Genomic DNA, 11910 nt, shown 5'->3' with positions numbered 1-11910 from the left:
TCTCGCCGACCCACTCACCCATCGCCACAAGACAAGTCTGGTCCCGCCGCTCACGCGGCAGGACCAGAACCCAAGATCTTCATCGACCTTCTAGGCAGCCTTGGAGCGTGCCGCACGCGTGCCCGAGGCGGGCTCCTGTGCATCCTCGGACCAGAGGGTCTCGTCCTCTCCGAAGTCCGGGGCCTGGAAGGGATTTGTCGTCGGAGGCGGCGATACCGCAGGGGAACTGCGGGGTTGCGCTTCCGGAGCGGAGAACAGCGACGTCGAGTCGATGGGAGGTCTGCCTTTCGGTGCGGGTCCCCGAGAGGACCCGGCGTGCCGCGACCGGGCGCGGGGGACCTACAGCTTGGTCATTTTGGCGTACGGGCTCAGGATCCGCATGGGTGCCGAGCCGAAATCCACGAGTGCCGCGATTCCGTCCTCGATGCCGACCACCCGGCCGAGACCGTGCACGTCATGTGTGACCTGGTCGCCGACGGCGAAGTGCTCAGGAGCCCGTGTGACCGGGGCCTTGAAGGGGCTGGTGGGCAGATGACGCTTCGGCGCCGCAGGTTTGGTCATGGGTCAGTATGCGCCTACCCGTGTCCCGCGTGCTGTGGCCATCGGCACAGATTTGCACGGGGACATCCGCATCACGCCACTGACCTGGTGTTTCCGGACCGGCGAGGCCCCGAAATCCAGCATGGCCGTGGCACGGGCCCCAGCCGACGGCGGTCCGCCACGGGGGCACCGGTCGATCAGGCGCTCGTAGGTTCGGTCCGCCCGGCCCGAGCTGACGGAGCAGGAACGCGCGGCCCGTTTCGCGCACTCCTCGGATCCGGCGCGTCGTCGCCCGGCGCTGAGTGATCCCGTGCTGACCCCGCAGGACCTGGACCGGTTCACCCGGCGCCGTCGCCGGCGATCCCGTCTCCCCGTCGAGGACACGCACCGGCTCCTCGGCACCGCAGGGGTCCCTGCCCAGCCCCCCCGGACACACGTCGCGCCGGGGAAGCGGCTGTCCGCGGAACGCTTCGGGGGCGGGCTGCGTCGTCCTTGTCCGGGGCATGGCGGTCGTGTCCCGGAGAGGGGGACCGGATGGATGGGGATGCGGGCGGGTTCGCCAAGTGGACGCGGCGGTTCGAGGACGAGCGTGAGCGCAGGCGGGCACAGGGGGATCCGGAGTGGGGGCGGGGTGCGGCGCTGCATCCGGCGATCTGGGGCAGTGTCCAGCGCTTCCAGGTCGGCGAGGACGGTGACGGTGCCAACCTCGTCGGCAAGGCGGACCAGGCCGGCGACGCCGACTACGGCCGGGCGGTCCGGCTCTTCGTCGCCGAGGAGCAGAACCACGCGCGTCTGCTGGCCCGGCTGCTGGCCGCCGGGGGCATGCCGACGTTGGCCGGGCACTGGAGCGACACGGTCTTCGTACGGCTGCGGCGTCTCATGGGCCTGCGCATGGAGCTGCTGGTGCTGATGATCGCGGAGGTCGTGGCGCTGCGTTACTACCGGGCCCTGCGCGACGGGACCGACGACGCGCTCACCTCCGAGGTGGCGCGACGCATCCTGTCCGACGAGGAGCGCCACGTCCCCTTCCACTGCGAGCGCCTGCACGCCTCCCTGGCGGAGCTGCCCCGTGCGGTGCGCCGCCCGGTGACGGCCCTGTGGCGGCTCCTGCTGCTCGCGGTCTGTCTCGTCGTCGCCGCCGACCACGGACCGGCCCTGCGCCGGCTCGGTGTCGGGCGCCTGCGATTCGCCGGCGATGTCATGAGCTCGTCCCGCGCGGTGGTCTCCGCGGTGCTGGCTCCCCGCCCGGACGCGTGGACGAGCACGGGCTGAGGAGGCGCCGGTGTCCTCTGCGTCCGGTGTCTTCTGCGTGACGAGGGGCGTCGGGAATAGCCTGGAGAGGAGAGGCATCGGGAGGGGACGGGGTTCCCGATGCGCTCCCGTTGTCGAGGTGAGGGGGACGTGGGGGAGGGAGGCGGAGAGTCATGCCCTGGAATATGAGCGGAACGTATCTGGAGAGCTGCAACTGCGACGTGGTGTGTCCCTGCACCACCTCGGGTCTCACCGCGCCGGCCGACCACGAGCGCTGCCAGGTGACCTTCGCGTTCCACGTGGACAGCGGGAACGTGGACGGCGTGGACGTCTCCGCCCGCAACGTCGCCGTCTTCATCGACGCGCCGCGGGTGATGTCCGAAGGCGGCTGGCAGGTGGCGCTGTATCTGGACGCCTCGGCCGACGACGGCCAGGCGGACGCGCTCGGCAGGGTCTTCTCCGGTCAGGCGGGCGGGCCGATGGCGGCGCTCACTCCGCTCATCGGCGAGGTCCTCGGCGTGGAGCGCGTTCCCATCGACTTCCGCGACGACGGCCGCCGCCACGCCGCACGGGTCGGTGACGCCATCGACATCGAGATCGAGGACCAGGTCGCCCCGCAGTTCGGCGAGGACGGTCCGGTCATGGGCCTGACCGGCATCTTCCACCCGGTGAGCAGCACGCTGACCATTGCCCGGTCCACCCGGGCGACGGGCGACGGCGTGTACGGCCGGTCCTGGGACTTCTCCGGCGGCAACGGACACTCGGCGCCCTTCACGTGGTCCGCGTGACCGGTCGGCCGGTCGCCGTCCGTCGTGGGGCGGGTCCCGCGGGACTGCTGCTGGTCGCGGCGGCCGCCGCCTGGGTGTGGGTGGTGGCGCGGTGGGGCGGCATGCAGACGATGCCGGGCACCATGGGGCTGGGCCTGCCCTCGTTCCTCGCCGTGTGGACGCTGATGATGGCCGCGATGATGCTGCCGGCCACGGCGCCCGTGGGCGCGCTGTACGCACGCACCATAACCCTGCACCGGGCCCCTCGCATGGCCGTCTTCACGGTCGCCTACCTGCTCGTCTGGGCGGCGGCCGGGCTCCCCGCGTACGGGCTGGCGGCCGGCCTCGGCCGCGCGGCGGGCCTCCCGGCCGTGGCGGGGACCGCGGTGGCCGCGGCCGTGTTCGCGGCCAACGGCGTCTACCAGCTCACGCCGCTCAAGGACCGCTGCCTGGCACGGTGCCGCTCGCCGATCGGGCTGATGCTGCGCTACGCCTCGTACCCGGGGCCCTCCCGCGATCTGCGGGCCGGGGCCCACCACGGGGCCTTCTGCCTGGGCTGCTGCTGGTCGCTGATGGTGCTGCTGGCGGCGTTCGGGGTGATGAACCTCTGGGCCATGGTGGTCCTGACCGCCGTGATCACCGCCGAGAAGCTGGCTCCGGCCGGGCGCCTGGTGGCCCGCGCCGTGGGAGTCGCCTCGATCGCCCTGGCCGGCGCCGTCTTCTGGGTCCCGGCGCTGGCTCCGGGCCTCACCGGTGGCGGCATGGCCGGGATGTGAGGACGGGCGGCGCCGGAGGGCGGTGTCCGGCCCGGCTCCTTTCGACACGACATGACAGCGCTCGGGAAGGAGCGCAGGCTGGGAGGAGTGCCCAGAGCGCCCGCCGGGCCGCCGGTCGTGGGGTGCCGGGTGTGCCGGGAGACGGAAGGTCACTCATGCCGCGATCCATGCGCGCGCTCGTAGCCGGAGAGGTCGGCGAGCCGAACGACGTGCTGCGGCTGGAGTCCCGGCCTGTTCCCGTGGCGGGAGACGGCCAGGCGTTGATCCGGGTGCGGGCGACTCCGGTTCACGCCAGTGACCTGCACGTGCTGCGTGGTCGCTACGGCTTCTCCCCCGCGTTTCCGGCGGTCGGGGGGAACATGGAATGCGTGGGCCGGATCGAGGCTCTGGGGCCGGGCACCGAGGGGCTGCGGATCGGCGAGCGGGTGGTGGTCGCCGCCGTCCCGGCCGTACCCGGGCCGCCCGTGGCCGGCACCTGGCAGGAGTACCTTGTCGCCGACACGCACCGGCTGCTGCCGGTTCCCGACCGGCTGAGCGATTCCAGCGCCTGCCAGCTCGCCGTCAACCCGCTGACCGCGCTGCTCCTGGTGAACCGCGAACTCGATGTCCAGCCGGGGGAATGGCTGTTGCAGACGGCAGCGGGTTCCACCGTCGGCCGGCTCGTCGTCCAGCTGGCCGGGCATCTGGGTATCCGCACGATCAACGTGGTGCGGCGGCGCGCCGCCGTCGCGGAGCTCAGGGCGCTGGGTGGCGACGAGGTCATCTGCACCGAGGACGAGGACCTGGTGCGGCGGGTGGCCGAGATCGCGGCCGGCGTGCGCAAGGCCGTCGACTGTGTCGCGGGACAGCTGGGTGCCCAGGTGTCCCGGGCGCTGGCTCCGGGCGGGGAGACCGTGGTCTACGGCGCGCTCTCCACCCATCGCCAGACCGACCCGGTGGCGCTGACGATCCCGCTGTCGGCGCGTTCGCTCATCTACGAGACCAAAGTGGTCCGCGGCTTCTGGCTGAACCGCTGGTTCGGCACCGCCTCGCCTGCGGATGTCCTGGACGCGCTGTGCGAGGTGCGCACCCTTGTCACCGACGGCGTGCTGAGCATCCCCGAGGGCCGGCCGTTCCCGCTCGAACGCTTCGCCGAAGCCGTCTCGTTCGCCGAGGCACCCGCCCATGGCGCCAAACCGCTCTTCGTCTTCGACGACGGCCGGGACCGCGACGAAGAAGGGTCTGTCTAGCTCCGGGCTCTGCGCAGGAGGAGGGCGGTCGCCGCCACCGCTGCCACCGCGCCGGCGGTGCGGAAGGTGCGGTCGGAGCGCCAGGAGAGAGTCGACCAGCGGGAGTTGGCCGAGAGGACGGAGCCGGTGCTCAGCCAGGAGCCGGCCGAGATGAAGGACAGCGCCGAGCCGATCGAGCCCACCGAGAGGGCGCTGCCGATCGAGCCGACGGAGAGGGCCGAGCCGACCGACCCGATGGAGAGCACGGAGCCCACCGAGCCGATCGACAGCACCGAGTCCTGCGACCACAGGGACAGGACGGAGTCCGAGGACGGCGACGCGCCGGGTGAGTTGGTCATGAGGCCATGGTGCCCGGTGGCCCGGGCACTCGTCCCGGACTCAGTCGGTCTGCTGGTTCTCCCGCTGGCGCAGGATCACCAGGACCGCGCCGCCGATCACCACCAGGCCGATGGCCACGCCCGCGATCACACCGGTCGCGGAACCGCCGCCGGTCGCCGCCAGGTTGACGTCGGCCGCGGTACCGCCGACCGAGGCGGGGCTGGGCTCGCTGAGGGTCTGGGTGCTGAGGCCTGCGTCCGTGCCCTGGGTCTTGCAGTCGAGGACACCCGTGAAGCGGCGTTCGAGGCCGTTCGCGCCGGTGATCGTGAAGTCGTAGGGCTGGTCCTCCTGGAGCGGGATGGTCACCGTCCGGGAGGTGTGGGCGGGGATGCTGTACTCGGTGCTCACCAGCTCGAAGGTGAACGGCTGGTCGCCGGTGTTGGCCGCGGTGATGTCCACGCCGCTGCGGTCGCAGTTCTTCTCGGCCGACAGGGCCGGTATCGCGCCCTGGTCCGCCCAGGTCGCGTTGGAGGTCGCGGTGACCGTCGACTCGCTGGAGCCCGCCAGGATCTGCGTCTGGCTGCGGCTCTCGGAGGTGAAGGCCCGGCCGACGGGGACCGTCGTCGACGCCTGGACGGCCAGCTCGGCGGAGCCGTCGGCCGCGTCGTCGGGAACCCTGAAGTACAGCTCGCTGCCGTTGCGCGCCGTGGTGACCGGCTTGCCGGCCTTGTCGGTGATCCGTACGCCGCTCAGGGCCGCGTCGGACGGCGGGATCACGGTGACCGTGTCCGCGTTGGTGTGGACCGTCACCGGGCCGAGCAGGCCGCCCGGGCGGCCGGAGACGGCCGCCGGCGAGAGGGTCAGCGAGGCCTGCGGCTCGTTCTGGCCGCGGGCGTTCTTCTCCAGGTAGTCGGCGAGCTTCTCGGCCTGCGGGTCGACGGCGTCGACGTCCGCGCCGTCCGAGTAGCGCCAGATCGCCACCTGGGTGCCGGCCGCCGCGTCCTGTTCGCTGAGGCTGCCGACGCCTGCCTTGCGGGCCAGCGCGGCGAGGTCGTTGACCTGCGGGTAGGAGTTCTGCAGGATCCAGCGGATGTTGCCGGCGTTCCTGTTGGCGCCGAGCGAGGTGCCGCTCCACGCCGTCTCGTGGTACTTGGCGTCCCGCTGGGTGGGGTTGTGGAGGTCGACGCAGTAGGTCTGGAGCGTGCCGCCGCCGTCCACGGACATCTCGAACAGGCCCGCGGCCACCTGCTCGTCGCCGCTGTCGCCGTGGACCACGGCCTCGCCGTAGGTCTTCAGGCCGCTCATGGTCGCCGTCGCCCCGCTCTGGCTCGCGGCGGTCCCGTCGTCGGCGGCGGCCCGGCCGGCGCCGGTCAGCGCGGCGGCGGCCACCAGCCCGGACACCAGGGCCGCGGCGGCGAGGCGGGACATGCCTCTGGCGGCCACGGCCGGGCCGTAGTGCCTGGCGGACGCGCGGGGCGCCGAGGAACCAGAGAACGCAGCGAGCACAGAATTCCCCTTCGAGCAGGACCCGTTGGACGCGGGGGGGGGTGGTCCCACCAGCAGAATCAGCGGCCCCAGGGGCCATGCCCGGCATCCTATGGATCAGCCGGACCGGCCTTTCCCGGTGAGATGGTCCGATGAGCGATCCGATCCGTAATCGTTATCGCGGGGGCTTCGGCGAGCAGGGCTTGTCGACAAGTCCCTCCGGTCACCTTGGCGGGTGCTTCGGAGCCCGTCCGCCGACAAGCCGTCAGGAAGCGGCGGTGAACGGTCGGTCGGCCGCGCCACGTCAGGTCACGACACGTCACGACACGGCCAGCGGTTCCGGTTCCGGTTCGGCAAGGGCCGCCGGAGGCTCCGCCGGTGTCTCCCAGTTCGGCTCCGGGCGCGGTGGTGCCGGTGTCGCGGTGTCCGGCTTGCCGGTGCGCCGGAAGGCTGCCGTACCGCGGGCGAGGTCGTGGCCGATCGCCACCGCGTCGATGTCGGCGGAGGCCCACTGCTGGCCCTCCCGGGTCTCGGTGCGCACCTTCAGCCTGCCCTGCACGACGACCGGGTCACCGACCGTCAGCGAGGTCGCCGCGTTGGTGGCGAGCTGCCGGTTGGCCCACACCGTGAAGAAGTTGGTGTGGCCGTCCGTCCAGGCGTTCTTCTCGCGGTCCCAGTAGCGCGAGGTCACCGCGAGCCGGAACCGCGCCGACGGTCCCGCCGCCAGCTCCCGGAACACCGGCTGCGTCGCCACGTTGCCCACCGCGCAGACCATCGTCTCGTTCATCACGAACCCCTCCCTCGCCCGGCCGCCGCGGCCGGGCGGATCCGCGTACGGTCCGTCCCGTACGGCGGTGTCCAGCGCGGCGGCCGCGTGCATGGGATGCGTTCGTGCTCGTGCTCGTGTTCGTGTTCGTGTTCGTCGAGCGTGTCCGAGTGCGTCCGGGTGCGTCGCGATCGCCGCGGGACCAGAGTGCCCGCCGTCGGCCCGGGCCCGCCGAGCGCTGTGGACCACCGGGGACCGGTGGAAAACTCCGCCACCCGGACGAGTGAGCCGCCTCCCCCGGACGGCCCCTCACCCCAGTCCGGGCCCGACGCGGACCGGCCCCGGACCGGCCCCGGACCGAGCCTCGCCCGACCCGGCGTCGGCCGGCCGGGGCCCGACCCGGGCGCCTGCCCCGGCCGCGCCCCGGCGACGGCCCCGGCCGCGTCACACCGCCCCGGTGTCCGTCACACCGACCCGGCGTTCGCCCGCGTCACCCTCCCGTACTGCTCCCGTACCTCCTGGTACCGCAGCAGCTCCGCCGCCACCGGGTCCAGCACCCGGGCCCGGCCGCAGCCGGCCGCCGCCTCGCGCAGCCGGCGTTCCGCCTCCAGGCCGTAGCGGCGGGCCGGGCCGCGGGCCGCGATCCGGCAGCCCCACTCGACCAGCGGTCCGCCGACGATCCCGGCGACCATCAGCAGCACCGGAACGCCCAGGTTGGGCGCCGTCACCCCGGCGATCTGCCCCACCAGCCACAGCCCGCCGACCACCTGAAGGAGCGTCATGGCGGCCTGGGCGAGCACCGCCACCGGCCACCAGCCCGGCCGCGGTGGCCGTCCCGGTGGCAGCCCGGCCCGTGCGGCCAGGTCGTCGAGTGCCTCCGGCAGGCCCTGCGAGCCGCGTACGGCCGCCTCGCGCACCGCCTGTGCCCAGGGCGCGGGCAGCCCGGCCGAGGCCCGCTCGGAGACCGTGCGCACCGCCTGCTCGACGCGCTGCCGCGCGGTGGCCTCCACCTCGGGCTGGGCCTGCTGCAGGCGCCCGGTGGGCGGCTCACCGCGCTTCTGGCGCCAGCGCCACAGCCGCAGCCAGGGCGTGCCGCAGGCCCGGTTGGCGTTGCGCCGCCAGGCCCGTTCGGCGGCCTCGCCGGCGGCGGTGGCGCCGACCGCGTCCGCGAGCCGCGCGGCGAACTCGTCGCGCGCCTCCTCGCTGAGCCCGGCGCGCCGCCCGGTGGCGTAGACGGGTCGCAGCCGGGCCGCGGCGGCGTCCACGTCGGCGGCGACCCGGCGGGCCGCCGCGCCCCGCTCGGACACGAACTGGCCGAGCACCTCGCGCAGTTCGCCGACGCCGTCGCCGGTGAGCGCGGACAGCGCGAGCACGGTCGCGCCCGGGTCGCCGTACTCGCCGAGGGCGATGCCGTCGTCGTCGAGCAGCCGGCGCAGGTCGTCCAGGACCTGGTCGGTGGCCTCGCCCGGCAGCCGGTCGGTCTGGTTGAGGACGATGAACATGACCTCGGCGTGGCCGGCCATGGGCCGCAGATAGCGCTCGTGGAGGACCGCGTCGGCGTACTTCTCGGGGTCGACGACCCAGATCACCGCGTCGACCAGTTTCAGGATCCGGTCGACCTGTGTGCGGTGCTGGACGGCGGCCGAGTCGTGGTCGGGCAGGTCGATCAAAACCAGTCCGCGCAGCTGTGCGTCCGCCTCCGGGTTGTGCACGGGGCGGCGGCGCAGCCGGCCCGGGATGCCGAGCCGGTCGATGAGGGCCGCGCTGCCGTCGCTCCAGCTGCACGCGATGGGCGCGGCGGTGGTGGGGCGGCGTACCCCGGTCTCCGAGATGGCGACGCCGGCGAGGGCGTTGAACAGCTGGGACTTGCCGCTGCCGGTGGCGCCGGCGAGGGCGACGACGGTGTGCTGGCCGGAGAGCCGACGCCGGGCGGCCGCCTCGTCCAGGACCCGGCCGGCCTCGGCGAGGGCGGTGCTGTCGAGGCGGGTGCGGGAGAGGCCGACGAGTTCGCGCAGGGCGTCGAGGCGGGAGCGCAGCGGGCCGTCGTAGGCGAGCGGGGCGGGGGGCGGGGCGCCGGGGCCGCGGGTCTCCAGGACGGGTACGGCGGCCTTGGCGGTCTCGGTGACGCGGCGGGCGATGAGGCCGTCGTCCCAGACGTCGTCGGCGCCGGCCGGATCGTCCTCGGTGACCGGGTCGCCGTCGGCCGGCTCGCGCTGCTCCCGCACGCGCGCGTGCGGCACGTTCTCGGCCCCGGCGGCTTCGACCGCCGCGATCGCTTCGATCGCCTCGGGGGCTTCCGGGGCTTGGGACGACCCGGCGCCGGCCGCGGGCTTCCTCCCGGTCGCCTTCCGGTACGGGGCGCCCTCCGGCGCGGAGTCCGGGACACGTTGCTGCGCGGACTCGCGTACCGACTCCCGTGCGGCGTCCGGCGTGGGGTCCGCCGCGGTCAGGCCGGTTTCGAAGTCGCTGGTGTAGTCACCGGTGTAGTCACTGGTGTGATCCATGCGTTCCATGTGATCCGTGTGGTCGTGGTCAGTGACGGCGGTCACCGGTCACCTCTCCTTCTGCAGGACGGACAGGGCGGCGATGAGTTCGGCCTGGGGTTCGGGGTGCACGTCGAGGGCGTCGAGCGGGGCGAGGCGGCGTTCGCGTTCGGCGTGCAGGACGCGGTCCACGTGGTCGGTGAGCAGCCGTCCCGCGCGGTCGCGCAGCCGCAGCGCGCCGTGGGCGCCGATACGCTCGGCGAGCCGCTCCCCCGCCGCCTTGGCACGGCGTCCGCCGAGCAGCGCGGTGGCGACCAGGGCGGCGACGGCCTCGGAGTCCGGTGCGACGCTGCGGTCGAGCTCGCGCACCTCGTCGTCGGCGTACTCCTCCAGCTCGCGCCGCCAGCGCCGTACAGCGAGGCCGATGCGGTGCTCGGCGCTCTCCAGGGAGGGGTCCCGCTCGGTGAGGCCGGGGGCGGCGGAGGCCGGCTCGCGGCGCCAGGCGTCGTCGACGCGTTCGTCGGCCGCGGTGACGGAGCACAGCAGCAGGGCGGCGAGGCTCTCCACCAGGGCGTCCAGGAGTTCGCCGGGAGAGCAGTCGAGGGGGTAGGCGCGCCAGCGCTTGAGGGCGTCCCCGGCGAGGACGGCTCCGCTCTGCAGGCGCCCCTTCACGCGCGCGTGCTCGCTGTCGTACGCCGTGTCGACGGCGGCGGTCAGGCGCAGGGCGGCGGCGTACTGGGCGGCGGCGGCGCCGGCCAGTTCGGGCATGCGGGCCTTGAGGGAGTCGAGGAGGCCGTGGGCGGTGCGGGCCAGGGTGTGGCTGCGGGCGCCGGGGTCCTGGGCCTGGTGGAGGAGCCAGGCGCGCAGCGGGGCGACCGCGGTGGCCGGGAGCAGGCCGCCGCCCCAGGCCGACTCGGGCAGTTCGGGCACCGTGAACCGGGGGACGTCGCCGAGTCCGGCCTTGGTGAGGAGGGCGCCGTACTGCCGGGAGACCTCCGAGACGACCGTGTGCGGGACCCGGTCGAGGACGGTCACCAGGGTGGCGCCGTACTCCTTGGCGGCGCGCAGCAGGTGCCAGGGGACGGCGTCGGCGTAGCGGGCGGCCGTGGTCACCATCACCCAGACGTCGGCGGCGCAGATGAGCTCCGCGGCGAGGACGCGGTTGCCGACGACCAGGGAGTCGATGTCGGGGGCGTCGAGCAGGGCGAGGCCGCGCGGGATGCTGTCGGCGGTCTCGACGCGCAGCACGCGCGCGCGGTTCTCGTCGGGGAGGAAGGGTTCGTCACGGGGTTCCTGATGGGGTACCCACTCGCGGGTGAGGTCGGGCAGCACGCGCATGCCGCTGAACCAGTGATGGTCCTGCGGATGGCAGACCAGGACCGGCGTGCGGGTGGTCGGCCGCAGCACGCCCGCCTCGCTGACCCGGCGGCCCACGAGTGAGTTGACGAGGGTCGACTTTCCGGCGCCCGTCGATCCGCCCACGACGGCCAGAAGTGGCGCTTCGGGCTCTCTGAGGCGGGGCACCAGATAGTCGTCGAGCTGTGCGAGCAGTTCGTCGCGGTTGGCACGCGCGCGTGGAGCCCCCGCCAGGGGCAGCGGGAAGCGTGCGGCAGCGACACGGTCGCGCAGGGCGGAGAGTGTGTCGAGCAGCTGAGGCCGTACGTCCAAGGTCACCACATGCGAAGAATGCCCAATTTTAGGGGAATTCTGAAGCATATAGACATGTCTGCGCGCCGACAGGACACAACGGGCGGAAGGGGCGACTGGGACGGAGGCACAGTCCAGGCATAACGAGTGCACAACACCCGGTGCGCCGGGCGCCAAAAGCGATGCACGATTCGTACCTGCCTGCGATTATCAGGACCGCTTCACCGAACCTCCACATTGAGCCACGGAGGCGAAGCAGCAGGGAGAAGGATCGGGGAGTTCTATCCTTGTCCCCGGCAACGTCACGGACCCGCCCCCACCAGGGCAGTACGTACGAGGCCAGCACAGCCGGCCCCCGTAGCTCAGTGGATAGAGCAGGCGCCTTCTAAGCGCTTGGCCGCAGGTTCGAGTCCTGCCGGGGGCGCCACCCGCGGTTCGCACCTGTTCGGACATCGTCGCAGGTCAGCGCCGCGTTTCAGGGATACGCCACCCTCCCGGCCGGGCGCCCCGGGCGCCCGTGGCTCGAAATGGGAGGGCGCCCTCCGTGTCCCCCGCAGGGCCCCGGCAAAGTTGTTGATCACGTTGCCAGGAGCAGGTCGATGGGGCGGTCGGTGGCGCGTGCGTAATGCCGTAGGGCGGCGGCGATGT

At 73.4% G+C, this 11910-nt stretch carries 10 protein-coding genes and 1 tRNA gene; 5 read left to right on the top strand and 6 right to left on the bottom strand.

The annotated features are described in order from the left end of the window. Positions 1–339: 339 nt before the first annotated feature. Complete coding sequence (locus ABZ887_RS50365; protein WP_361306334.1) at positions 340–561, bottom strand: hypothetical protein; 222 nt, start codon at positions 559–561, stop codon at positions 340–342. A gap of 513 nt (positions 562–1074) precedes the next feature. Here ABZ887_RS50365 and ABZ887_RS50360 point away from each other — a divergent pair. The 4 genes from ABZ887_RS50360 to ABZ887_RS50345 all read left to right on the top strand — a co-directional run bounded on the left by ABZ887_RS50360 (position 1075) and on the right by ABZ887_RS50345 (position 4563). Continuing rightward, complete coding sequence (locus tag ABZ887_RS50360) at positions 1075–1812, top strand: ferritin-like domain-containing protein (RefSeq protein WP_361306332.1); 738 nt, start codon at positions 1075–1077, stop codon at positions 1810–1812. 164 nt (positions 1813–1976) lie between these two features. Then, positions 1977–2579 carry a DUF1326 domain-containing protein gene (locus tag ABZ887_RS50355; protein ID WP_361306330.1) on the top strand — a complete coding sequence of 201 codons (603 nt, stop codon included), beginning with the start codon at positions 1977–1979 and terminating at the stop codon, positions 2577–2579. Further along, a complete protein-coding gene (locus ABZ887_RS50350; RefSeq protein WP_361306328.1) occupies positions 2576–3334 on the top strand; it encodes a DUF2182 domain-containing protein in 759 nt (252 codons plus the stop codon). The genes ABZ887_RS50355 and ABZ887_RS50350 overlap by 4 nt, the downstream gene beginning before the upstream one ends. Positions 3335–3501: 167 nt before the next feature. Beyond that, entirely contained in the window at positions 3502–4563 is a 1062-nt protein-coding gene (locus ABZ887_RS50345; protein ID WP_361306326.1) for a zinc-dependent alcohol dehydrogenase family protein, read from the top strand. On the opposite strand, the gene ABZ887_RS50340 is transcribed toward ABZ887_RS50345, so the two are convergent. The 5 genes from ABZ887_RS50340 to ABZ887_RS50320 all read right to left on the bottom strand — a co-directional run bounded on the left by ABZ887_RS50340 (position 4560) and on the right by ABZ887_RS50320 (position 11292). Further along, complete coding sequence (locus ABZ887_RS50340; protein WP_361306324.1) at positions 4560–4901, bottom strand: hypothetical protein; 342 nt, start codon at positions 4899–4901, stop codon at positions 4560–4562. The genes ABZ887_RS50345 and ABZ887_RS50340 overlap by 4 nt on opposite strands. Before the next feature lie 40 nt (positions 4902–4941). After that, a complete protein-coding gene (locus ABZ887_RS50335) occupies positions 4942–6309 on the bottom strand; it encodes a Cys-Gln thioester bond-forming surface protein (protein WP_361306338.1) in 1368 nt (455 codons plus the stop codon). Between the two features lie 376 nt (positions 6310–6685). After that, positions 6686–7153 (bottom strand): single-stranded DNA-binding protein, encoded by a 468-nt coding sequence (locus tag ABZ887_RS50330; protein ID WP_361306336.1) that lies wholly within the window; start codon positions 7151–7153, stop codon positions 6686–6688. A gap of 443 nt (positions 7154–7596) precedes the next feature. Beyond that, positions 7597–9681 (bottom strand): YfjP family GTPase, encoded by a 2085-nt coding sequence (locus ABZ887_RS50325; protein ID WP_361306322.1) that lies wholly within the window; start codon positions 9679–9681, stop codon positions 7597–7599. 3 nt (positions 9682–9684) lie between these two features. Further along, entirely contained in the window at positions 9685–11292 is a 1608-nt protein-coding gene (locus ABZ887_RS50320) for a dynamin family protein (RefSeq protein WP_361306320.1), read from the bottom strand. A 321-nt stretch (positions 11293–11613) separates the two neighbouring features. On the opposite strand from ABZ887_RS50320, the gene ABZ887_RS50315 reads away from it, so the two are divergent. After that, a tRNA-Arg gene (locus ABZ887_RS50315) sits at positions 11614–11689 on the top strand. Positions 11690–11910 lie beyond the last annotated feature (221 nt).

The organism is Streptomyces sp. NPDC047061, assembly GCF_040643955.1.
GTDB lineage: Bacteria > Actinomycetota > Actinomycetes > Streptomycetales > Streptomycetaceae > Streptomyces.
This window is presented reverse-complemented; position numbering and strand designations above follow the sequence as displayed.

What these genes read in the sequence shown, in the direction of transcription:
- ABZ887_RS50365 (WP_361306334.1), bottom strand. Translation starts at nt 561, where the DNA reads ATGACCAAACCTGCGGCGCCGAAGCGTCATCTGCCCACCAGCCCCTTC.
- ABZ887_RS50360 (WP_361306332.1), top strand. Translation starts at nt 1,075, where the DNA reads ATGGATGGGGATGCGGGCGGGTTCGCCAAGTGGACGCGGCGGTTCGAG.
- ABZ887_RS50355 (WP_361306330.1), top strand. Translation starts at nt 1,977, where the DNA reads ATGAGCGGAACGTATCTGGAGAGCTGCAACTGCGACGTGGTGTGTCCC.
- ABZ887_RS50345 (WP_361306326.1), top strand. Translation starts at nt 3,502, where the DNA reads ATGCGCGCGCTCGTAGCCGGAGAGGTCGGCGAGCCGAACGACGTGCTG.
- ABZ887_RS50340 (WP_361306324.1), bottom strand. Translation starts at nt 4,901, where the DNA reads ATGACCAACTCACCCGGCGCGTCGCCGTCCTCGGACTCCGTCCTGTCC.
- ABZ887_RS50335 (WP_361306338.1), bottom strand. Translation starts at nt 6,309, where the DNA reads ATGTCCCGCCTCGCCGCCGCGGCCCTGGTGTCCGGGCTGGTGGCCGCC.
- ABZ887_RS50330 (WP_361306336.1), bottom strand. Translation starts at nt 7,153, where the DNA reads ATGAACGAGACGATGGTCTGCGCGGTGGGCAACGTGGCGACGCAGCCG.